The 22,768-nt window shown below is 42.3% G+C and carries 17 protein-coding genes and 1 rRNA gene; 7 read left to right on the top strand and 11 right to left on the bottom strand.

What is annotated here, in order from left to right; genetic code table 11:
* Window positions 1–41: 41 nt before the first annotated feature.
* From htpG to C7Y69_RS00080, 3 genes are all read right to left on the bottom strand, one after another.
* The gene (htpG, locus tag C7Y69_RS00090) at window positions 42–1,964 is read right to left on the bottom strand and encodes a molecular chaperone HtpG (RefSeq protein ID WP_126871414.1); all 1,923 of its coding nucleotides are present in this window, start codon (window positions 1,962–1,964) and stop codon (window positions 42–44) included.
* Between the two features lie 109 nt (window positions 1,965–2,073).
* Window positions 2,074–2,673 (bottom strand): recombination mediator RecR, encoded by a 600-nt coding sequence (gene recR, locus C7Y69_RS00085; RefSeq protein ID WP_013783407.1) that lies wholly within the window; start codon window positions 2,671–2,673, stop codon window positions 2,074–2,076.
* 97 nt (window positions 2,674–2,770) lie between these two features.
* Window positions 2,771–3,718 carry a hypothetical protein gene (locus tag C7Y69_RS00080; RefSeq protein ID WP_013783406.1) on the bottom strand — a complete coding sequence of 316 codons (948 nt, stop codon included), beginning with the start codon at window positions 3,716–3,718 and terminating at the stop codon, window positions 2,771–2,773.
* A 473-nt stretch (window positions 3,719–4,191) separates the two neighbouring features.
* Here C7Y69_RS00080 and C7Y69_RS00075 point away from each other — a divergent pair, with 473 nt between their 5' ends.
* The 3 genes from C7Y69_RS00075 to C7Y69_RS00065 all read left to right on the top strand — a co-directional run bounded on the left by C7Y69_RS00075 (window position 4,192) and on the right by C7Y69_RS00065 (window position 8,420).
* Entirely contained in the window at window positions 4,192–5,652 is a 1,461-nt protein-coding gene (locus C7Y69_RS00075; RefSeq protein WP_126871413.1) for a choice-of-anchor L family PEP-CTERM protein, read from the top strand.
* Window positions 5,653–5,674: 22 nt separating this feature from the next.
* Window positions 5,675–6,310 carry a peptidoglycan-binding domain-containing protein gene (locus C7Y69_RS00070; RefSeq protein ID WP_049791746.1) on the top strand — a complete coding sequence of 212 codons (636 nt, stop codon included), beginning with the start codon at window positions 5,675–5,677 and terminating at the stop codon, window positions 6,308–6,310.
* 343 nt (window positions 6,311–6,653) lie between these two features.
* On the top strand, window positions 6,654–8,420 hold the full coding sequence (locus C7Y69_RS00065; protein WP_126871412.1) for a vanadium-dependent haloperoxidase: 1,767 nt from the start codon (window positions 6,654–6,656) through the stop codon (window positions 8,418–8,420).
* A 268-nt stretch (window positions 8,421–8,688) separates the two neighbouring features.
* Here the strand turns inward: C7Y69_RS00065 and C7Y69_RS00060 are convergent, their stop codons facing one another.
* From C7Y69_RS00060 to C7Y69_RS00035, 6 genes are all read right to left on the bottom strand, one after another.
* Window positions 8,689–9,015: a YbaB/EbfC family nucleoid-associated protein gene (locus C7Y69_RS00060; RefSeq protein WP_062087580.1), complete on the bottom strand. Its 327-nt coding sequence runs from the start codon at window positions 9,013–9,015 to the stop codon at window positions 8,689–8,691.
* A 38-nt stretch (window positions 9,016–9,053) separates the two neighbouring features.
* A complete protein-coding gene (gene dnaX / locus C7Y69_RS00055) occupies window positions 9,054–11,993 on the bottom strand; it encodes a DNA polymerase III subunit gamma/tau (RefSeq protein ID WP_126871411.1) in 2,940 nt (979 codons plus the stop codon).
* Between the two features lie 17 nt (window positions 11,994–12,010).
* Complete coding sequence (gene apt, locus C7Y69_RS00050; protein WP_013783400.1) at window positions 12,011–12,547, bottom strand: adenine phosphoribosyltransferase; 537 nt, start codon at window positions 12,545–12,547, stop codon at window positions 12,011–12,013.
* Window positions 12,548–12,892: 345 nt separating this feature from the next.
* The gene (locus C7Y69_RS00045) at window positions 12,893–13,642 is read right to left on the bottom strand and encodes a DUF2063 domain-containing protein (RefSeq protein WP_126871410.1); all 750 of its coding nucleotides are present in this window, start codon (window positions 13,640–13,642) and stop codon (window positions 12,893–12,895) included.
* Window positions 13,639–14,490: a DUF692 domain-containing protein gene (locus C7Y69_RS00040; protein WP_126871409.1), complete on the bottom strand. Its 852-nt coding sequence runs from the start codon at window positions 14,488–14,490 to the stop codon at window positions 13,639–13,641. Before C7Y69_RS00040 ends, C7Y69_RS00045 begins: the two co-directional genes overlap by 4 nt.
* Window positions 14,491–14,560: 70 nt before the next feature.
* Window positions 14,561–15,097, bottom strand: coding sequence for a hypothetical protein (locus C7Y69_RS00035; protein ID WP_126871408.1), 537 nt, complete (start codon window positions 15,095–15,097; stop codon window positions 14,561–14,563).
* 245 nt (window positions 15,098–15,342) lie between these two features.
* Between C7Y69_RS00035 and C7Y69_RS00030 the strand changes: the two genes are divergently transcribed.
* The 3 genes from C7Y69_RS00030 (at window position 15,343) to C7Y69_RS00020 (ending at window position 19,662) form a co-directional block, all read left to right on the top strand.
* Window positions 15,343–18,612 (top strand): winged helix-turn-helix domain-containing protein, encoded by a 3,270-nt coding sequence (locus C7Y69_RS00030; RefSeq protein ID WP_126871407.1) that lies wholly within the window; start codon window positions 15,343–15,345, stop codon window positions 18,610–18,612.
* 12 nt (window positions 18,613–18,624) lie between these two features.
* The gene (locus tag C7Y69_RS00025; RefSeq protein WP_013783395.1) at window positions 18,625–18,990 is read left to right on the top strand and encodes a DP-EP family protein; all 366 of its coding nucleotides are present in this window, start codon (window positions 18,625–18,627) and stop codon (window positions 18,988–18,990) included.
* 339 nt (window positions 18,991–19,329) lie between these two features.
* Window positions 19,330–19,662, top strand: a complete 333-nt coding sequence (locus C7Y69_RS00020) for a hypothetical protein (RefSeq protein WP_013783393.1) — start codon at window positions 19,330–19,332, stop codon at window positions 19,660–19,662.
* Between the two features lie 35 nt (window positions 19,663–19,697).
* Here C7Y69_RS00020 and C7Y69_RS00015 read toward each other — a convergent pair whose 3' ends face one another.
* Window positions 19,698–20,654 (bottom strand): sensor domain-containing diguanylate cyclase, encoded by a 957-nt coding sequence (locus C7Y69_RS00015; protein WP_232363183.1) that lies wholly within the window; start codon window positions 20,652–20,654, stop codon window positions 19,698–19,700.
* A gap of 492 nt (window positions 20,655–21,146) precedes the next feature.
* On the opposite strand from C7Y69_RS00015, the gene C7Y69_RS00010 reads away from it, so the two are divergent.
* Window positions 21,147–21,938, top strand: coding sequence for an EF-hand domain-containing protein (locus tag C7Y69_RS00010; RefSeq protein ID WP_013783391.1), 792 nt, complete (start codon window positions 21,147–21,149; stop codon window positions 21,936–21,938).
* A gap of 566 nt (window positions 21,939–22,504) precedes the next feature.
* Here the strand turns inward: C7Y69_RS00010 and rrf are convergent.
* Window positions 22,505–22,620: ribosomal RNA gene (gene rrf / locus C7Y69_RS00005) — 5S ribosomal RNA — on the bottom strand.
* Between the last annotated feature and the right edge of the window lie 148 nt (window positions 22,621–22,768).

The raw sequence follows: 22,768 nt of genomic DNA, 5'->3' as shown, positions 1-22,768 counted from the left end.
ATTACGCCCGTTTTATATTAATTAACTTTTAATAATGAAGCTTATTTCGCTAACTTCATTAATAAAGTGTTTAAGTTTTGCACAAATGCTGAAGGGTCTTTTAAGCTACCTTGTTCAGACAATGCCGCTTGGTCAAACAATACACCAACCCATTGCTTAAACAAATCTTCGTCTTGCGTTTCTGCTAAGGTTTTAACCAAAGCATGTTCTGGGTTAAGTTCGAATAGGTACTTAACGTCAGGCACAGGCTGACCTGCAGCTTGCATCAACTTCATCATCTGTGTAGTCATGCCGTTGTCATCAGCAACAATGCACGCCGGAGAATCAGTTAGACGGTGGGTAAACTTAACGTCTACGACTTTATCGCCAAGGGCTGCTTTAGCACGCTCAACAATACCTTCTACTTCTTTTTCTGCTTCTTCTTGGGCTTTCTTAGTATCTTCATCTTCAAGGTCGCCTAAATCTAAGTTTGCTTTCGCAATAGATTCAAACGGCTTTTCGTTGAAATCACTTAGATGCGACATTAACCATTCGTCAATGCGCTCACCCATTAGCAATACCTCAATGCCTTTCTTACGGAAGATTTCTAGGTGCGGGCTAGATTTAGCAGCTTGTAGGCTGTCTGCCGTTACGTAGTAAATCTTATCTTGGCCTTCTTTCATGCGCTCAATGTAGTCTGCCAACGAAACGGTTTGTGCATCAGAGTTACCGTTGGTTGATGAGAAGCGAAGTAAACCAGCAATTTTTTCACGATTGTTATGGTCTTCAGAAGGACCTTCTTTCAGCACGTTACCAAATTCGTTCCAGAATGACTGGTACTTATCGGCGTCGTTCTTGGCCATTTTCTCAAGCATTTGAAGTACGCGTTTAGTACAACCTTGACGCAATGCTTGGGTTACCTTGTTGTCTTGTAGAATTTCACGAGACACATTAAGTGGCAAGTCGTTGCTGTCTAGAAGACCTTTAACGAAGCGCAAGTAATTAGGCATAAACTGCTCGGCGTCATCCATGATGAAAACGCGCTGAACATACAGTTTTAAACCGTGCGCTTGGTCGCGGTTCCACATATCAAACGGGGCTTTAGAAGGAATGTACAACAAACTTGTATATTCTGTCTTACCTTCAACTTTGTTATGCGCCCATGCAAATGGGTCGGCAAAATCGTGAGAAATGTGCTTATAGAATTCTTTATATTCTTCATCAGAAATGTCTGACTTTTCACGCGTCCACAAAGCAGTAGCTTTATTGACAAGTTCCCACTCACCTGGCTGTGCTGGGGTCTTCTCGCCATCAGGGCCTTCGCTTTCAGGCACTTCTTCTTTCCACATTTTAACCGGAATACTAATGTGGTCTGAGTATTTGCTAACAATTGAACGTAAACGCCAATCATCAGCGAATTCTTTTTCGTCTTCACGAAGGTGCAATACAATTTCAGTACCGCGAGTTGGTTTGTTGATTTCTGCTAAGGTGAATTCACCCTCGCCTTCAGAAATCCACTCAACGCCTTGTGAAGCATCTGCGCCAGCGGCACGAGTGCGAACAGTCACTTTGTCAGCAACGATAAATGCTGAGTAAAAGCCAACACCGAACTGACCAATCAGTTGTGAGTCTTTTGCATTGTCGCCAGAAAGCTTACTGAAGAAATCTTTTGTACCCGACTTTGCGATAGTACCTAAGTTGGCTATCACTTCATCGCGGTTCATACCAATGCCGTTATCAGCAATAGTTACCGTGCCCGCTTCTTTATCAACACTAATTTTTACGTTTAGGTCGCCATCATTTTCATAAAGGCTGTCGTTTTCTAGTGCGCGGAAACGTAGCTTGTCTGCTGCATCGGCAGCGTTAGATACAAGCTCACGTAGGAAGATTTCTTTATTTGAATACAAAGAATGAATCATCAGATGTAGAAGTTGTTTTACTTCCGTCTGAAAACCGTGGGTTTCTTTATGGGCTGCTTCAGCCATAATCCAATATCTCCTCGTTGAATGGATCACGTTACTTTCAAACAGGTAAGGCCGAACTCGCAGTTTTCAACAGCAAAGCGAAAAAATATTATTGGGGAAGCGCCGCAATTTAGAGTTTGCGGCGACCAGAAAAGGCGTGAGTAAGGGTATTTCCGTCTATATATTCAAGCTCGCCACCAACGGGCACACCGTGAGCAATACGAGACGCTTCAACATTATGTGCCGCGCAAAGCTGGGCTATGTAATGCGCAGTGGCTTCACCTTCCACCGTGGGGTTGGTGGCTAGAATAACTTCGTTAATGCCACCTGCACTAAAACGGGTTTCTAATTCATTGAGGCCAATTTCTTCAGGCCCTACTCCGTCGATAGGCGACAAATGCCCCATCAATACAAAGTACTGGCCTTTATAACTAAGCGTTTGCTCGATTGCCAATACATCTTGCGGGCTTTCAACAATGCATAATAAGCCACTGGCCTCGCGCTCGGGATGTCGGCAAATCTCGCACAGCTCATCTTCTGTAAACGTTCTGCAGCGCTGACAGTGGTGAATATGCTCCATGGCGTTGTGCAGCACATTACTTAAATCTATTGCCCCTTTGCGATTACGTTCCAAAAGATGAAACGCCATTCGCTGGGCACTCTTATTACCTACCCCAGGAAGGCAAGTTAACGCTTGAATTAATTCATTCAGTAACGGGCTAAACTTCATACAAACTACTTATCATGTTAAATCGGTTACGAAACAACTACGCATGTTACTCACTAAAAGTGCTTGTTGCACACTCTCAATAAAAGTTTGCTATAGGCTAGTTTGGCTCAATTATTTTTTCTTTTGGCTTTGCTGCCTTTCGAATCAATTTTTTATGCACTTCATCGAGTTTAATCACATACGCATTTCCGCCGAAAATACCTTTAAATTTCTCGTCGGTAAATATAATGGTGTTGTCGTCTTTAAAAGTGACCGCCTCTTTTTGCGTAATCAACCCTAAATCAATGCGGTAAACATCGCCGGAGAAAAACTTATCCCCTTTGAAGTTTTCGAATAACCAAATACTAGTGGAATCCAATAGCGCTAGCTTAGTTCTGTCGGGGCTTAATGCCGCCGACGTTATCCAGCACAGTTTCTCCATGGTAGTACAGGTTTTAAAAGAGTCGATTAATTCGGCATCAAAGTTAGCCGCATGATCACCCACTTTATATACATTAGTAATACCATCAAAGGGCTCAGTTCTATTTTTGGTGAATAAATAAAGGTGGCGCCCTAGCGCAACAAAGGCTTCTAAATCAAAGTTACGATCATTCGGTTTAACCGGTGTTTTCCCGTCCATTTCAGGGTAGGTAAACTTAATAATTTCGGCGTTCGTCGACTCGGTTTTAATATCGATAGGGTTTTCTATCTTGTAAATAGTCAGCCATTTTCTGTCGTTATCATTATTACCAAAATCGCCTAGGAAAAAGTGCCCGAAGTCGTTTTGGGTAATATCTTCCCAATCAATGTTTTTAGCATTGGCTACCATGACTTCTTTGGTAATGTCGCCGTTATCATCTAAACGATATAATTTGGGATCATCCCCACTGTCATTAATAGCCCAAAGAAACCCTTTTTTATCGTATTCGATACCAGAAATTTCATTCAACTTAGGGTCTACGGATAACTGTTTTTTGCTATATAGCCTGTGAGTTGAAATGCCAAATAAGGTAATGGCTACAACAGCGACTACTGTCACCGACAGGATAATACTTTTTTTCAGCATGAAAATGTTGATATTTCTGAAGATTAAGATGGAACGTATTATTACTGATGGTCTACCATAACTAAAGCGTTTTATGCCGAACTTACTGACCAATCAGTTGAAGCAAACCAATCCGAAATTATAGGTAAAGCCTTCGTTTAATAAAAAGCTGAAACTAGGCTATGTAAAGACTCCACATACACAGCACTAACGTGCTATCAATAAAATAGAACCCACTAAAATACATAGACTTAGTTAACATAAACTTCATTTTCAACCATTTATAGATAGATATAAATTTAAGTGATAGAAATAACACACTTTCCAAACAGCCCTAAACCGTCAATAATTTTTACACAGCAAGATTAGAAATTAAAAATAACCAATAAATTCAATAAATTAAAAACTGGCCAATTTCTTGCTGAGGCATTTTCGAACTTCATAAATTGATCACTCAAAAAAATAAAAATTTTAGAACATCAGGGATGTAGTAAATGCCTACCTTTAAAAAAATCATAAAAATTAGTACTTTCTCCTTTAGCCTTTTATTTTCTGCTCAATATGCCAATGCAATTGTTATTCAAAGCAGTGACTCAGCCGAATTTTTAACCGATGCGCTATTTATTAATAATTCGGGCTTAACAATTACCGAGCAATCGCTGTCGGGCCAATTTGGTCAAGCTGGCTTTTATACTAATAACTCAGTAACCTACGGTCTTCCAAGTGCTGGCGGTATTGTCTTTAGTACAGGTCAAGTAAGCGATTATGTCGATGGGCCGAATGAATATATCGATACTGGTTCTGAAGTAGTCGAAAACCCTCTTCCCTCGGCCAATGACGGCAACCTGGCAGAAGCAGAGTTTTCTAACAACCCTGTAGAGATTTTTGAGCAAAGTGAAACGAATGAAGGTGGAAATGAGCAGCCTGGGCTAGAAGATGGTGGCGGCGAGGAATATGTGTCTCAAAACCCAGCCTCAGCGGCACAAAACACAATTTTAACCCCAATTACCGGGCAAGCTGAACATTTCGATGCTGTGCAATTAGATATTACTTTTGATGTATCTGATGATGTGAGTACTGTGTCATTTATTGCGGCGTTCGGCTCAGAAGAATTTCCAGGCTATGTTGATAGTGAATATACCGACGGCTTTGCCCTATTATTTAACGGTGCTAATGTAGCTTTTGCACCTGTGGCTGAGCTTGCCGTAGACGGTGTATTTGCCCCTATCTCAATCGACCACCCTGACTTCGAGGCCATTGAAGGCACAGAATTGAACGGTTTATTAGCACCAAATGGCATTCCGCTTTTACAATTCGATATTCCCGTAGAGCCAGGCAGTACTGGAAATACGTTTACTATGTTGCTAGCTGATGCATCAGACGATGCATTAGACACAACAGTATATTTAAGCAGCTTTGGTAATTTTGCCGTAGAAAATGGTGAGTCGGAATTTACACCGTTAATGCCGGATGAAGATGTTGAAGTAGGTGAAGAGAGCGAATTTGTATTCACGCTACCGGAGGTTGATGCAGGCGAAACCATTTGGTTCGATCCAGATGTATCGACCGGCTACACGTACACCGCTGGGAACAGTGGTCAATTTGCCAGTGTTACCGCACCGACTTTACTCAGCGTAAATGATGACGATGGGTACCTAATCACCTTTAGCAATTCGTTAGGAGATGAGTACACAGAAGCTTTAATGGCGGGACAAACCTTCGACTTCCCTTTTCCTGTCTCAACGTTCACCCTGACAGGTATTAATGAAGACCTTATGTTAGACCCTACAGATCCAACAGCATTCGTTACCGGTGTTTCTTTTGCTGACCCAGGTTCGTATACAATAACCCAAGCTGCTATTGTGACATCTACCACCAGCGTGCCAGCACCTTCAACGATTGCAATATTCTTACTTTCACTTGTTGGCATTTCGCTAGTTCGCAAACGCAAGTAAACGTAAAAGTAATGGAGAGGGGGTGCTAAACCCGCCCCCGTATTTAGTAAAGATGAAGAAGTATGTCGTAACCTTAGTAGTTATTTTATTCTCATTTTGTGCCGTAGCGGCAGATGAAGAAGGCGCGTTCAACACAAAAGGGGCAGCGAAACGCAGCTGCTCTGAATTTGCAAGTACGTATTCTGAGCAAGGTTCAAAAACATATTTATACGGCGGCTGGCTAGAAGGTTACATCACGGCGTTCAATGCGTTGCAGCAAAAAACGTTTGATATAACGCCATGGCAGACTACTGAACTGATGTTATTGATGCTAAATAAGCATTGCACCGATAATCCAGATCAAAAATTTCTAGATGCCACTAATATTATGCTGCAAGCGTTTTTGCCAACACGCATGTCTACACGTTCCGATATTATCGAGATGTCGATTAACGACAGTACTATTTATATTTATCAAACGGTGCTTGATATGACTGTTGAGGCGTTAGAATCAAGTGGGTATAACATTGATACCGAATCGTCTGACATCGCTTTTAACAAGTCATACGTGGAGGCTATTACCCAATATCAACGGGCAAAAGGTATTGCAGTTACAGGCTTCCCCGACCAGCAAACGCTAGTAAATTTGCTGTTGATAAAGCCCCAAATAAAACGCTAATTAGTTTGGTTGTATTGCAGAAATGCTTTACAACCACTTTCCTTATTAAGCGAAGTACTCTGCTCCCCCCTCTATTTCGCTTCAATTAATACCCATCTTCCACTTTTAATCTAAAAAAACTGCAAATTTTTTTAACTACAAATCTGAGACTTAAACTTTAACAAGACTTAAAACTCAATTTAACAGAATAACGCAGTGTACAAATTTTAACCAATAGTGTTTAATTCTAGGCCGCTAGACAGGGAGGGCTGGCAGTTGTTGTTCAATGATGTATCCCCGTCATCAGTTAGCTACAACTGGAGTAGTGAATAACCACTACTATTCAACGAAAAGGAATACTTCAATGAATGAAACTCAAAATCAACGTTCAAAAGACTCACTAGACTACCGTATTCGTATCGCTTCGCTAAATAGGCATCAGTCCATCCATTCTCAAGTGATGCATATAAATAATGGCGATGAAAAGTCGAGTATCAACTACGCCATGAGCTTTACCAAAGGATTAGAACACAATCCCGAAACTGGCCTTGTTCAAAATGCAGAAACCTGTGAGGCATTAATAGATGCAATTAATGGAGGGGAAATATCGCCTTTCCACGCGATAGATGTACCTACAGCCGAGGGCAAACGCCGGCTTTGGGAAGCGCCAACTGCGGGCTTTGTATTTGATGTTCAAGGCCCTGATGCACAAGAAGTGACAATGGCGCCACCGCCAGGGCTTGGCTCAAGTGAGCTAACCTTTGAAATGGCCGAAGTTTATGAACTAGCGGTTTTACGAGACACCGCTCTCAATAAGTTCAGCGAATTGTCAGATGAGATTGCAGGCCCATGCGAAAGACTAAATAAGCTAAGTTATGCAATGCGCGGCTTCTGTGGACGCCCCAGACTCACTGCAAAAAACGCCTGTGGTGACAAAGTGCTTACGCCCGGAACAGTTTTCAGGGGGTCCTCGCCAGGCGTAGGTATCGGTCCCTACCTCTCTTGCTTCATGTTGATGGGGGGAGGGAATACCAAAAGTAGTGTTGAATCCGGCCTTATTAATTACGGCGCGCAAACCATCAATCAAAAAGTACCAAAAGCAAGTGATAAGAATTTCATGTTGGAATTTGACGAGTGGGTAGCGGTTCAAAACGGTTACAGCCGGAATAACACTCCAAAGACAGGAACGGGGAACTATGAAGAAAACAGTGGAGAGTTAAAACTCACTTTTATTAAAACCCCAAGAGATTTAGCGACATACGTTCATTTCGACGCCCTCTATCAAGCCTATTTAAATGCCTGCCTAATACTACTAAGCCAAAAAGAGAGCCAAGACTTTGCTCCTTTTGATAGTAACTTCGTAAACCTTTCTGGGGAATTTCCTAACTCGCGAGCGGGAGGTTTTGCTTTGTTTGGTGGGCCACATATTCTATCGTTGGTAACAGAAGTGGCAACTCGAGCGCTGAAAGCGGTCAGGTATCAAAAATTTCAAGTGCATAGACGCCTGCGCCCTGAAGTGCTAGCAGCAAGAATAGCCAAATCTAAAAATGAGGCGTTCAAAGCCGCTGTGGGAGGCGCGGCCAGTACAAACTTCGAGAACATGAAAGCCGATTTATCGGACACATTGGCTAAGATCAATGAACTTTTTCACACGGAAGATTTACTACCGATGGCCTTTGCTGAAGGGTCCCCCATGCACCCTTCTTACGGTGCAGGGCACGCAACTGTTGCAGGAGCGTGCGTGACCGTACTTAAAGCATTTTTCGATACTAATGCGCAGTTAGCCCGAAAAGGAGAATCTGTTTGCTTCGTAAAACCAGAAATTGCTGAACGGGATAATTGGCAACCCGTTAAGATTGTAGCAACTGACAACGACGATACCTTAACTATTGAAGATTCTGATGAAGTGATTACCTTAGAAGCTGAGCTTAACAAACTCGCCGCTAATATATCGATTGGAAGAAATATGGGTGGAGTGCATTTTTTCAGTGACTACTACGATAGTTTGAGAATGGGCGAAGAAATTGCGTTGGGAATACTTAAAGACCAAGCTGAAAGTTACCCTTACGATGCATTTACCTTATCGGTTAAAACGTTTGATGGCGATGAAAAATTAATTACACGCTCTTAAACAGTTGAGACATGTATAAGCAAACATGAAAGGCGTTTTTGATTTACTGTTTCGTTTTGTAGCGATGGCGAAAACGAAGTTGCAATAACTATATATTCGAATACTTGGCATTAACCTTATACGTAAATCACTGTCTAATCACACCAGTGGTAATACGGACGCCCTTAGTATTATTTGAATACTGACGAACAAAAAGCCCCGGTTTCACCGGGGCTTTTTATTACAACGTAATGCTTAACTTACGGTAAGCGTTACTAAAACATTCACATTAAAACGGCATTTTGAAGCCTGGTGGAAGTGACATTCCGCCAGTAACGTCACCCATTTTTTCTTTACTGGTTTCTTGAACGCGGCGAACGGCATCGTTAAATGCAGCGGCAACCAAGTCTTCAATCATGTCTTTATCGTCTTCCATTAACGAGTCGTCAATGTCTACGCGGCGAACGTTATGATTACATGTCATGGTTACCTTAACCATGCCTGCACCGGCTTCACCTGTGACTTCCAGCTTAGCCAAATCGTCTTGCACTTTCTGCATACGATCTTGCATTTGCTGAGCCTGCTTCATCATGTTGCCCATTCCACCTTTAAACATATTCTTTTCTCACTTTGTCTTAGTGTTAGTTAATATTGCTATCGCGCTTTAACCGAGTCGGTCACTATTGATGCGTCGAACGCTGATAACAACGCTTGTATTGTTTCGTCGGTATGTACTACCGATTGTGCATGCGCTTGGCGCATAGCAATAATGTCTTGTTGCAACGCATAGGGCGTTTGTTTTGGCGAGCCAAGGGTGATGGTAATATTCTCCCCTTCGCCAAAACTATGATGCAATACATCAAGCAACTGTTGTTTTGCACTGTCTTTTAGTAGATGCGCCTGACTGTTATCAATTTCAAGCGTTATACCCTGATCATTTCGCAAAAAAGAGGCATGAAGCACCAATTGTTTAAGCAAACCTGCAATAGGCATTTGCTCTACGTCATTGCTCCACTTATCAATTTGGCTCGCATGAACAAGCTTACTACCATCATCCAAATACGCAGCTAGCTTACCTTGATACTGACTTTTGAACTGATTTACTGGCTCAGCACTAAATTCATTACGGGTATCGCTTGGCTCTGATTCTAAAGGTTGAGGTTCTAAAGGCTCTGATTCTAAAGTCTGAGGCTCATTACGAGCTGTTTCGCTATTGCCGCCATACTGCGCCGCGCCAGGCATTGGTGAATCAAAGTGGGTATCTTGCTCGTTGGCAGTAAACGGCTCGTCATTATGCTGCATACCAGTATCCCACGGGGGCATATCGGTTTGGTTTTGCATGCTAGCGTTAGAAGGCGTGTTAGAGCCAACATCTAAATTTGCATTAAAAGTATCAGAGCTTGATGACGCAGTTGCCGGTGCAGTAGTTGATTCTTGTTGAGCACTGCTGTCGTCAGCCGTGCCTTTAGATTGCCTATTATCTCGGCCTTCACTAGAAGGGTCAAGAGAGCTTTGGCTTGAAGCCTTACTCATTCTATCTACAAAGCTAGTAGTTTCGTTCGTCGCTTCAGGCTTTTTCGCCGCTTGTTCTGCGCTTTCATCACGTTTTTGCTTTAATCGCTGTCGTAGCGCGAGCATATCAGCAGTGGATGTTAGCTGTGCCTCTGGTGTGGGTGTGGGTGTAGCGGCTGGCACAGAATCAACAGCTTGCTGCGAAGCAAAATGTGTAGATTGCGTGTCAGGGCCTTCATCAGATAGCGGTGCATTTGTCCGCTGAGCATCGGCGAAATCAGGCGGCATAAATGACGACTCATCATCATCGTAAGGCGGTGGCATATCGTCCATGTATGCATCTGCTGGCGGCATATCATTAAACGGGGCCGAATCTGAAGGAGTATGCTCTGACGCCAAACTTCTGACTGGCTTGCCATACTCACCTGCATGTTGATTGCTACCCGTAGGCTGATCGTTGCCTGTAAAATGATCACTACCTGTAGAATGATCACTATCTGTAGGCTGATTATTTATTACAGACTGATTGGCATCTGAAGGCTGGCCATCTTTTGATTGCGCTACCGGCTGGGAAGGCTTTACCTGTTGCGAAGGCTCTGCCTGTTCAAAAGACGCTACCTGTTGCGAAGCGGCTTCGCCATACGACTCTTTTTCATGAGCCGAAGCTCCTGGTTCAGGGGCGGTATTCTGTGAAGTGGCTAAATCTGCTATGTCAGAAGAAGATGAAATCTCGTGAGTTCGTGCGCTGTCGGTTTCATCAGTAGCAGTTTCTGCATCTTGAACATTTGCACTGTGAGCATCTTGTTCATTGCTGAAAGCCTCTTCACCGGCTGACGATGACCCAGCGTCTGTGCTTTTAGCACTAAGAGAGTTGGCGGTAGAAGTCGTGCTTTGCGCGTCTTGCTCAGAAATTAGTGTTTTTTTTTCCGCCGATGCAATAGGCAACGAACTATCAACCGTTCCGCTGGCTATCTCAGATGGCGCATCAGCTAAAGGCGTACTGGGTGCAAATGTCATCATACGCATTAACGTCATTTCTAATGCGCTCCTGCCGTCTGATGAGAATGGTAAGTCCTTCCTTCCTTGCAGCGCAATTTGATACAACAACTGCACTTGTTCAGCAGAAATTGATTTAGCAAGTTGGTAAATAGCTTTGGCTGAAGTTGTTTCTAATTTACAGGCTTCAGGCACCCATTGGGTTAACGCTATTTGATGTAGCGTACTGCCTAATTCGGCAAGCACATGATCGTAATCTGGTGCTTGTTCCGACATATCCTGAACCAATTGCATAACATCGGCTGGCGTTTTACTCACCACCGCATGCAATAACTTCACAAGCTGATTTTTATCCATCAAGCCTAGCATGTCGGTAACGACTGAGGCGTTAACCGCATTACCACCTTGTGCAATAGCTTGGTCGGTTAAGCTTAAGGCATCACGCATACTCCCCTGTGCAGCGCGGGCTAACAACGCTAGCGCTTGCGGCTCAAAGGGTAAGGTTTCTTGCTCTAGAATATGATTAAGCTGCCCAACTATTTGCTCTCGCGACAATGCTTTTAAATTGAACTGCAAGCAACGAGATAAAATAGTAATAGGAAGCTTTTGTGGATCGGTCGTGGCCAGTAAAAACTTAACGTGAGGTGGTGGCTCTTCTAACGTTTTTAACAACGCATTAAAGCTATGCTTAGACAGCATGTGTACTTCATCAATAAGATACACTTTATACCGGCCGCGGGTAGGCTTGTATTGTACGTTATCAAGTAGCTCTCGGGTATCTTCTACCTTTGTGCGTGATGCCGCATCAATTTCAAGCAAATCAACATAATTACCCTGCTCTATTTCTTTACAGGTATTACATTGACCACAAGGGTTAGACCCCTGCCCTTCTTCGCAGTTTAAACTCTTGGAAAATATACGAGCAATGGTGGTTTTACCTACCCCTCGCGTACCGGTAAATAGGTACGCGTGGTGCAAGCGGTCGTTATCTAACGCATTCGAAATAGCTGAAACAACATGTTCCTGCCCTACGAGTTCACTAAACTTACCCGGGCGCCATTTACGTGCTAATACCTGATAACTCATTGCTTGTATTTTTATCCTTATTCGCCGTCGAACTCACAAAGCGTGAAGCTTTTGATACCCATCGCGGTTAGCTTTTCACGACCACCTAGTTCAGGTAAGCCGATAACAAAGCCAGCATGCTCAATGGTGCCGCCTAATGTTCGGATTAGCTTTGCTGATGCTTCGATGGTACCGCCAGTTGCTAACAAGTCGTCGATAAGTAAAACTTTATCGCCAGGCTGGATAGCATCTTTGTGGATTTCCAACGTATCAGTACCGTATTCAAGGTCGTAGGTTTCACTCACCACTTCACGGGGTAATTTGTTGGGTTTTCTTACTGGAACAAAACCAATGCCCATCTCGATGGCCAATGGTGCGCCGAATAAAAATCCGCGCGCTTCGGTTCCTGCTACTTTGTTGAATCCCATATCTTGGAATTCTTCAAGCAACAATGCGATACAACTACTGAAAGCCTTATGGTCTTCTAGTACGCTAGTAACATCTCTAAATAAAATACCTGGCTTTGGATAGTCAGGAACGGTTTTAACAACTGATTTTATATACTGTGCAGTCACAATTATGCCTTGAATGTCTGCGTTATAACCAGAAGGTAAACCAGCCGCAGATGATATGCATCAGCGGAAACGCGAGTAAAGTTACGATAGAAGCTAGAAAGTACCACTTATTGTAGACTTCTTTGAAATCTGAATTGTCTGCCATATGCACTACCTAAACAATTTAACTAACAAAAAAATGGTCGTAAATGTTAATCGAAAGCAGACCGGATTGACAGCGCTATTGTAGTCAATTGCCTACTTTCCCAACATTTAACAGCCAAAGCTATACACTCGCGTACAACTTTAGCCTTTCTGCACTTGAGTGCCAGTTAAAAACTGGTGATTTAGTGTTCAGCAAACTGCTCAGCTAGGTATCAAAATACCTTTTTGCAGCATATCGCTTACTATTTGCTGCATACCTTGAAGCACAGTGTGTTCTGGTAGGTGGTTTAATTGCTTACAAAGCTGCTCGCATAAGGCCTCTATTTCTATGCCTTGTTCGTGCTGTTCAATGGTATGCAATAAAACTGCAGTAAGCGGATTTAAATGCACAAATTCTACGTGCTGTTCTTCATTTCTATACACCACGTAGAACTGTTGCTCGGGTGCGGGGGTATCGGGAATATAGTCCATACCAATTAAGTGAACTGGGTATGCATATGATGCAATGGTGGCCAGCGGGGAAACGCTCACCTTTGTTACCTGTTCGTAAGCTTTAAAATACACCACCTTATGAGGAGTTTTTCGAATACTGACATCTAATTCTAGCCATTCATAGTGGGCAAGTTCAGCGGCGAACTCAGGTAATTGAAATGCGAGTTCTGGGTTTGCTGACAAATACTCTACGAATTCTTTGCTAATGTCTGAAAAATACGGTGAACGGCTTTCGTGATGAATAAAAAAGGCGCGCACCAAATCATTCCAATTTTCTTCACTTAGCAATGACTTTAACACCGGAAAACCTGTGCTTATAAAACCCATAATGTTATTAAAAAAAAGGGACTGATAAATATCCATGCGGCGTTTAATGTCAGCATTGTTTGTTTCAAACGAATCTGGATCTTTAATTGCGTTAACAAACTGTTGCTGGACGGTTTTAAAATTCTCGCTCATGCAGACTGCCCTGCGAAAACGGTTTGGTGATTTGCAATACACTGGGCTTGTATTGCTTTAATACGCTGCACTTCTTCTACTAATACTTCCATCGCGGGAATATTAAAATCACGTTCTAATAATGTAGGGAATACGCCATGAGTTTCATAAGCGTGCTTTAGTAAATCCCACACTGGTTCAATAACATCAGCCCCATGGGTATCTACTTTTAAATCTGGGGCTTCATCAAAGTGCCCTGCAATATGACCATACACAATTTTATCGCTAGGTAAGCGGTTTATAAAATCGTAAGCATCATACTTGTGATTAATGCTATTTACATAAACGTTGTTTACATCAAGCAGTAACAAGCAACCTGACTCCGCTAGTACCGCATTGGTAAAATCTAGTTCAGACATTTCTTGCCCAGGCGCCAAGTAATAAGACACATTTTCTAGCACCAATGGCCGCTCGATAATGTCTTGAACCTGCTTTATGCGGCCTACCACATGTTTAACTGCATCTTCTGTGAACGGTATTGGCATGAGATCGTACATATGCCCGTTACCAGAACAGTAACTTAAGTGCTCGCTGTATAAATCGATATTGTGGGTGTCTAAAAAGTGCTTTACGGTTTTAACGAATTCGACATCAAGCTTATCACTACTACCAATAGAAAGGGACAACCCGTGAGTGGTGAAAGGCGCTTGTTGAATACTTTGGGCAAACTGGCGTTCGTATGTTCCCCCTAAAGGGATCCAGTTTTCGGGCGCAACTTCCCAAAAGTCGACCTCGCTAGGCAGTGTTGGTAACACTTCATCTAACATCTCGCGACGAAAACCTAAACCTGCACCTTGAATATGCTTCATTATTCCACCCCAATTTCACACTAAAAAGGCCATCGAATGACGGCCTTTTTATACTGCACTTGCCATAGCGTTACATGCTACCGCATTTACCTTCACCACATTTTCCTTCTTTAGCTTTTTCCATTTTACCTTCAGCCATGCTAGTTGCTTTATCGCCACCGCACTTGCCTTCACCACACTTGCCTTCTTTGGCTTTTTCCATTTTACCTTCAGCCATACTAGCTGCTTTATCGCCACCACACTTGCCTTCACCACACTTGCCTTCTTTGGCTTTTTCCATTTTACCTTCAGCCATGCTAGCTGCTTTATCGCCGCCGCACTTGCCTTCACCACATTTACCTTCGGTTGCTTTCGCCGCTTTGTCGCCACCACACTTACCTTCGCCGCACTTACCTTCAGCTGCTTTGCCATCTGCAGATTTGGCAGCTTTATCACCACCGCACTTGCCTTCGCCGCATTTACCTTCAGCAGCGAATTGGCTATAGCCAGATTCTAATGACTGCATTGAAAATGGGTTAACTTCAGCCATAGCAACCGTAGATGCTAACGAGCCAATAACAACCGCACCGAGTGCCGTAGCAACAGAAGATTTTTTAATTTGTTTCATTTTATCTACCCTCAAAAGTATAAGTCTGGTTTTAACGTGCGGTAAGCACGTGTAGTAGTATAGACCTAGGGGGTGAGGATCAAATTTCACTTTTTGTTAATATTTTTTATATTATTAAAATTTAAAGGTATTTTTAGTTAACTTTTATAGTTCCAATGTAGTGTTAACTCAGCGTAACTCGTTTACCTTACAACTAAAGTAGGTTAGGTTTGTTCTGATTGGTTTCTTTTGAGCAAATTTAATACATGTTGAAGCAATTTTATTTGGGCGACTGGCAAGTTGAACCAGCCTCAAACACCCTTATATTAGGCAAAACCAAACGCGCTATTGAACCCAAAGCAATGGACGTTCTATTGCTATTGTGTCAGCAAGCGGGTGAAGTGGTTAGCGCCGACGACATTATTACCCAGTGCTGGCCAGACGCGCCCGTTGGCGATAACCCTATTCATAAAACCATCACCCAATTACGTAAAGCATTAGGTGATAAAGCCAGTACCCCTTCATTTATAGAGACCATTCGAAAGCGGGGATATCGGGTTATTGCCGATGTTCAGTTTTTAGAAGATGAACAAACACGTGCTGCAGAAACCGATTGGCAAGGTCAATCACCGTTCCCTGGTTTAACCGCGTTTACGCAACAAGAAAGCCAAGTGTATTACGGTAGAAATGCGGCAGTAAAAAATTTACTGGCGAGGCTTTCGGATCAATTTACCAAAAAACGTCCTTTTACCCTTATTATCGGCCCTAGCGGTTCAGGTAAAAGCTCGTTAGTGCACGCAGGTTTATTACCTAGGTTATTAAACAACAAGGGCGCCAATGGTGTTCATGCCATCGATTACGCCAGTATTGATATTGCAGATATTCAGACGGCACAGATTGTGGAAGAACTTGCCGCCTGTATGTTAGATTGGGATATCAACGATGCCCCGTTGTTTGAAGGGGAAAGTGCCGATTCATTAGCGGCAAAACTGAAACGCGACCCTAAGCCGGTTATTCATTTAGCGAAAACTAAACTTACAACTGCAAGCCAGTACAATAACGTCGCTTTCCCTTGCTATGTAATAGTACTCGATCGCCTTGAAGCCTATTTGGCCACTAACCATGTTGATAGTACCCAAAAGGAAGCGGTGTTTACGCTGCTTGAAGCATTAGCAGAAAGTGGCTTCATTTTAATGCTTTTAGTATGTCGGAATGATTTTTACCATCACTTAGCTGCCTACCCCACCCTAATGAAAAATAAAGAGCGTGGAGCACATTTCGACCTTACGCCCCCTTCGGCCAGTGAATTAAGCCAAATGATACGCCTTCCAGCTATTGCCGCAGGGCTAGAGTGGGAAGAAGATAACCATACCGATGTTACGTTAGACGACATTATACTTACCGATGCCGCGGCAGAACCCAACTGTCTTCCATTATTACAATACACCTTACAAGAACTGTACTTGCAGCGAACAGCCAACTTGCTGCAAGTTAGTACCTACAAACAGTTGGGCGGTATAGAAGGCGCAATTGGCCACAAAGCTGAACAGCTTTACCAACAGATGCCGGTGTTAGTGAAAACGGCACTCGACCGCGTGCTTCCTCTAATTGTAACGCTTACCCAAGATGGCAGTAACTTAACCAGCCGCACCGCATTGTGGAGTGAGCTTAGTAACGATAACGAGAAAAACTTTGTCGAGCTAATGGTAGAGCATCGGTTATTTGTATCGCACCTTTATCAAGACAAAGCCTGCTTTAAAGTGGCGCATGAAGCCGTCCTTAGGCGCTGGCAGCGAGTACAAGGTTGGATTCAACAACACCAAAGCGCGCTGGTAAGCAAAGGCAGATTAGAACAACAAACCAAACAATGGCTGCAAGATAACAAAAGTAAGGCGTTTTTACTTACACAAGGTAAGCCCTTAACTGATGCTTTGGCGTTAAAAGCCGACACTAGCTTAACACTGACGAATGACGAATTAGCGCTCATTCGGGCGTCACAGAAAACGGTGCAACGCAAACGGGTTATTCGCGGGGTTACCTTTGCAGCCCTTGCTTGTTTAACCGTAGTTTCATTTGGTGCCATGCTACAAAGTCAGCAATCGCAACAACTGGCCGAAAGGAAGCGATTAGAAGCTGAAAATTTAATGGGCTATATGATAGGTGACTTTGCCAATAAACTACGTAGCGTAAAACGTATGGACTTATTGGAAGGTATCAGCGAACAAGCACTGAGTTATGTTGAACAAGCTCAGCAAACGAGTGAATATGGATTTTTTACCATTAGCCCGCCAAAACCTAGTTTCGAACTGCGTTTTCAACATGCGCTTTCACTGCAAGCTATGGCAGAAGTACGATTTTATAGAGACGATGTAGCCACCGCGAAAGAAGCTTACGAAGAAGCCGATGTACATATAAAGGCGCTGTTGAGCGATGCACCCAATCACTTCGAGCTACTTAAAGCCGCGGGTGCAAACGCATTTTGGTTGGGCCACATCGCTTATAACGATGGCTTGATGGACATAGCCAGAACGGCATTCGAGCGTTACTTAGCTTATAGCGAACGTATGCTATCAATAGCCCCAGACAATACAGACGCTATGCTAGAAGTGGCCTACGCACAAAACTCTTTGGGCTCTCTTGAATATGAAAACTTCGAATTTAGTAAGTCGATTGAATACTTCAGTGCATCACTAAAGCTCAAACAATATATCGCTGAACAAAACCCTGATGATCTTGATGCTCAACTTTATGCTGCCGATACCCTGTCGTGGATAGCGTCGGCTACTGTTCATACTGGGGAATATGAAAAAGCTTATGGATTGTACGAGGATGCTGAACAAGCTTTTGAAGATATATATATACTTCATAGTTCTAATGCTGCCGCCATTGAACCTTATGTTGCAGTTCTTGTTCAAAAAGCGCTCTTAGCTAAAAAGTTAATGCTGAAAAAAAACTACGGCACAACACTAGAGAAAAGTTATATAATTGTAAAACAGGCGATCTCGCAAGATATTAACAACAGTGAATGGCAATTGGCTTTTTTTCGTATAGAAGCACTTTTACTAGTAAGTGATTCAAGTTTTAAAAGCTCTATTGATGCTCAGCAGGTATTAGCCAAGGTAATTGCATCTAATGCAGAATGGATACTTTTTCCCTTAATTGAATACTTTCAAATGAATTCGCACTGGGAAATTATTACTCAAATTCAAAAATATATACGCTCAATTACCCCAGAAATTATTGAGTCTTCATTAAAGTCCCGTGAGCCAAGCTTTACAGAATATAGTTTAAAAACAAAAAAAATATTATCTCAATTTATTAGAAGTGAAAACATTTTTACCGATGAGCGCAAAAGTTTACTTTGTCATGAGCTTCAACTTACCACATCGAAAATCGTCGAAAAATCTTATCACCCCGATGCAATTTTACCGCATTTTTTTGCGAGTCAATGTACTAACAATACTTCTAAAATAAATGGTACTTTGAAAGCTCACGCAAAAACTTTGACCAAACCTTTCTACTTTGATTATTTATAAAAGGAATAAAATATGTCTAATCCAACACCGATATTTCAGTTTATGGTTTCAGTATTTACGGACGAAACTCCACCTCGATATGCTATTTATGATACCTCAGGCAACCCTGCAACAGGTAATGTAACAGTAACTGAGTCCAGTAGCATGATAATGTATACTTTGAAGAAAGAGTCTAGCGATTTACAATTCGTGGGCCCAGTCATATCTGGTGATTTAGATAATGACTTGACTTACAGTATAACTGAAGATGGGCAAACCATTATCTTTGTAGATTCAGACTCAGCAACAGAAAGTATTTGCATGAAACTAGTTACAGCACCTAAGTCGAGCGTTTATACCAGTCAAGATCCACAAATCATTAATAAACAGAAAAATTAGTTTTATAGAATTGGCGGCTGTTAGCTGCCAATTCTGGTTTAAAATGCGCTTTAATATCTGAGGACTTACTTAAGCCTCCCTGTTTTTATTCTATACACCAAACAATACTGATATAGTTTTTATGCGCTACTAAAAGTAGCGTATTTAATATTCAATTTTTGAAGGGAATAAAAATGAAGTCTATATATAAGAATAGTAAAATATTGCTTAAACCATTGTTTTTTTTTAGCGGTACTACTCTCTTTCTCAACGTTAGCACAAGAAGCCACATCAACAATAAATTCAACTGAAGCGACTAACACGGCCACCTTTACCTTACAGCTTTGGGCACCAGATGAAGTGCCGCCTTCCGATGCCAAACATGTGGAAATTGGTGAAGGCTACTACTATCGCTACACACCCGAAGCTATTGCATTTGATAGCAATACCAATCGTAAATTGAATATCGAATTTTCGCCCGCTTTAAATGACCGTTACGCCTTTCGTTGGGTTACCGCAACCAGCCCTGGTGATGTAACTTTAGAGGATAAAACCGATGCCAGCATTCACATTGGTGTTGATGACGGTGACGATGTTGCCGACGACATCTACATAGAAGTATGGGTACTTGATACCCAAACCGGCGAACGGTTCATGTGTGATCCACAAATTATAAATAGAAAACCAGTTTAAAAATTTAGGGCTTCGTGAGGAAGCCCCATTCTATTTCACAAAAAACAAATCTGATCTCTTCCCTGAGACTTAGCCTGATAAAGCAATGTATCAGCCGCGTTCAACAAACCTTCTTTTGAACTGTAGCGATTCTCCATTTGCGTTGCCACACCCATGCTTACTGTTAACTCTGATTCTTGCGATAACGCAAACTGCCTGGTACTTAATTGCGATATATGTCGCTTAATACGTATCGCTAATAATTGGGCGGTCTGTGCTGAACATCGGGGCAACACCAAGGCAAACTCCTCACCGCCATAGCGTGCGGCTAAGGTATCGCGATTAGGAAGGCTTAACGAAATAGTTTCCCCTATTCTCTTTAAGCATCTATCCCCCGCTATATGGCCATATTGGTCGTTGAAGTCTTTAAAGTGGTCGATATCAATAAATATAATACTTAGAGGTACATCGTCTTGCTCGCAAACATCCCACTGTTTATCAAGGTATTCGGCAAACCTATGGCGGTTAGCTAGCCCTGTTAAATAGTCGGTATTAGCTTTGTGTAATAGCGAACCATACTCTGCCTTGTGAAGCGTAAGGTCGCGGAGTATACAAAGATACAGTGTATTAGCCGATGAGAATGCTTCTGGTAACGTTGATATCGACATTTCAACACACACATGTGTTTGGTTGTCTTTGTCTGCTTGAAGGTTAACTTCCATAGGAGGGGCGGAAATTAAACCTCTTTGGCCTGCATCTAAGCTCTCAATAACATAAGTTTGAGACTTACCCGTATCATCTATAACTAGCTCAAGTAAATTATGTCCTAGCAATTTGTCTTTTTCTATTCCCAGTAATGAGGCGGATGTAGAGTTAAGCATTTCAATAGTGCCGTTAACATCTATAACGACAACTGCTTCATTGAGAAAATTAATCATGCGCGAAAGTGAAGAATCCTGGTAAAAGTTAAAAAGCTTTTCTGTGGGTTTTTTACTAATATTTTTACTAAGCATTGTTGAAAACATTCCTTATCCCCTAGCTTTGGGCTGTATTGATGGAACAAAGATTACGGAAAATTTTCGAATTAAACCTTCTGGTTACCTTACGAATTAACACACTGATTTAATTGCAAATTTCAGAGTCAGGAAGGTTAAATCTCGAACCAATTAAGAAGGGCATGAAGCTTTTAAGCGGGAATATCTGGGCTATGTAACACAGTGCATATATTTCACAGCTTGTGTCTTTTTAACACTTTATTTACCTATGTCGTTCAGGCAAATAAATAAAAGTGCATTTAAATCAATATATTAACGTTTGGCACAAAGTATGAATTATAAATCAGGAATGAAACAGTGTGATTTACTAAACAGGAATAAAGATATGTAGGAGTAGAAGCACGGAAATACCTTCGTGCCTTTTAGATTGTCGTCAATACCGTGAACGGTTTCGGCATTCACTTCTCATATTTAACCCAAAGCATTACACATGCAAAGAAGGAATTTATTATGAAAAAGCTAACGTTAGCAATGGTTATTGGCGCAGTAATGTCTACTTCCGCGTTCGCTGCCCATCATGAATCTAGAATAACCTCAGACTTTGAGGCACTAGATGCAAATGGCGACGGCATGCTTTCCAAGGAAGAGGTTAAGGGAAGTATTACTGAAGAGACTATGTCTAAAATAGACTCAGACAGTGATGATATGATTAACCACTCTGAGTTTACTGCCTACATAAAGTCTAAACCTGAAAGGTTTACTGACGAATTAGTGGTTAAAGAAAAAACAAACCACGATGGTAAAGCCGATAGCGCACACCATCCCATGGACAAGAAAGAGGCTATGGGCACAGATGGCGATGTAATTAGCGAAGCAAATAAAGAACTCCGCTCTGAAACGAAAACCAATGCAAACCATGATTCAATGAGCAAGACATCCGCTATGGCTAAACATGAATCCATGGGCGCAGACGGCGACGTAATTAGTGAACAAAATAGAGAAATGCGTTCTGAAATGAAAACTAGCGACACACAACACTCGATGAAACATGGTGAAGCCATCGACGAAACGGGTGCTGTGATCAGTGAAAAGAACAACACATTACGTACAGAAGTTACGGATGCTGCGAATATGCGATTCGATGAAGCCGATGCTAATAAAGATGGTGAACTATCTAAACGTGAAATTGAAAACGCAGGTATTAAAGGTGATTTCATGACCATGGATAAAGATGGCAACGAACTTATTACTCGTATGGAATACCGTAGATATTTTGAAGAAATTAAGACAATGGGCCAGTAATACTAAGCTTAATAAGCGCCTAGTTTAAGCCCCGCCCCTGCGGGGCTTTTTATTGCCTGTTCACTTTCTTACAAGCATAAAAAAAGGCTATCCGTTAGGATAGGCTTCGTTGTGAAGCAATCGTTGTGAAGCAATCGTTGTGAAGCAATCGTTGTGAAGCAATCGTTGTGAAGCAATTTCTTCGAATGGGATTGCTTCACAACGAACTATGGCAGTGTGGAGGGCCACCCCGTGCTAACTCTGGCAACCATTTCATGGCTTGCACGTTGTCCCATGGGGCTGGGCCACACTAGCTGGGCCACACTGGCTGGGCCGGTCACCGGAACCCCGCACTATCCCCACGCCAGTTACTGGCCGCCGAGTCTCGGCATGCGCTAATACGTTTCACTTCAGAGTTCGGTGGCTCATATACCACTGGGTGCAGAATCATGATGCTTTTTTGGAATGAGCGCGCAAGGAGGACCTGCAGTACGCTCAGTTTTTTACTACGGCGTAACTGCTAATATTATTTTCTATTAGACATAAAAAAAGCCCTTATCATACGATAAGGGCTTTCTTCGAATGGGACCTGGCAGTGTGCTACTCTCACATGGGGAAACCCCACACTACCATCGCCGCTAATACGTTTCACTTCTGAGTTCGGAATGGGATCAGGTGGTACCGTATCGCTATGGCTGCCAGGAAAAACTTTAGTGCAGAATCATGATGCTTTTTATCATGACTTCTGCGCAAGGAGGACCAACATTACTCTCATGAGTCTATTTAATCATCGTTGCTTAAAACTTAACAATTTAGGAATTCTGATATTTACGTAATCAATCTTTGAGCAC

The sequence above is a fragment of the Alteromonas sp. KS69 genome, assembly GCF_003989595.1.
Lineage (GTDB): Bacteria > Pseudomonadota > Gammaproteobacteria > Enterobacterales > Alteromonadaceae > Alteromonas > Alteromonas naphthalenivorans.
Note: the sequence above shows the minus strand (reverse complement) of the source record. Positions and strands in the feature narration are given on the sequence as shown.

Coding starts and splice junctions, on each gene's coding strand:
- C7Y69_RS00080 (WP_013783406.1), bottom strand. CDS start 3,718: ATGCTGAAAAAAAGTATTATCCTGTCGGTGACAGTAGTCGCTGTTGTA.
- recR (WP_013783407.1), bottom strand. CDS start 2,673: ATGAAGTTTAGCCCGTTACTGAATGAATTAATTCAAGCGTTAACTTGC.
- C7Y69_RS00030 (WP_126871407.1), top strand. CDS start 15,343: ATGTTGAAGCAATTTTATTTGGGCGACTGGCAAGTTGAACCAGCCTCA.
- C7Y69_RS00075 (WP_126871413.1), top strand. CDS start 4,192: ATGCCTACCTTTAAAAAAATCATAAAAATTAGTACTTTCTCCTTTAGC.
- C7Y69_RS00060 (WP_062087580.1), bottom strand. CDS start 9,015: ATGTTTAAAGGTGGAATGGGCAACATGATGAAGCAGGCTCAGCAAATG.
- C7Y69_RS00065 (WP_126871412.1), top strand. CDS start 6,654: ATGAATGAAACTCAAAATCAACGTTCAAAAGACTCACTAGACTACCGT.
- C7Y69_RS00025 (WP_013783395.1), top strand. CDS start 18,625: ATGTCTAATCCAACACCGATATTTCAGTTTATGGTTTCAGTATTTACG.
- C7Y69_RS00010 (WP_013783391.1), top strand. CDS start 21,147: ATGAAAAAGCTAACGTTAGCAATGGTTATTGGCGCAGTAATGTCTACT.
- C7Y69_RS00035 (WP_126871408.1), bottom strand. CDS start 15,097: ATGAAACAAATTAAAAAATCTTCTGTTGCTACGGCACTCGGTGCGGTT.
- dnaX (WP_126871411.1), bottom strand. CDS start 11,993: ATGAGTTATCAGGTATTAGCACGTAAATGGCGCCCGGGTAAGTTTAGT.
- C7Y69_RS00015 (WP_232363183.1), bottom strand. CDS start 20,654: ATGCTTAGTAAAAATATTAGTAAAAAACCCACAGAAAAGCTTTTTAAC.
- C7Y69_RS00045 (WP_126871410.1), bottom strand. CDS start 13,642: ATGAGCGAGAATTTTAAAACCGTCCAGCAACAGTTTGTTAACGCAATT.
- C7Y69_RS00040 (WP_126871409.1), bottom strand. CDS start 14,490: ATGAAGCATATTCAAGGTGCAGGTTTAGGTTTTCGTCGCGAGATGTTA.
- htpG (WP_126871414.1), bottom strand. CDS start 1,964: ATGGCTGAAGCAGCCCATAAAGAAACCCACGGTTTTCAGACGGAAGTA.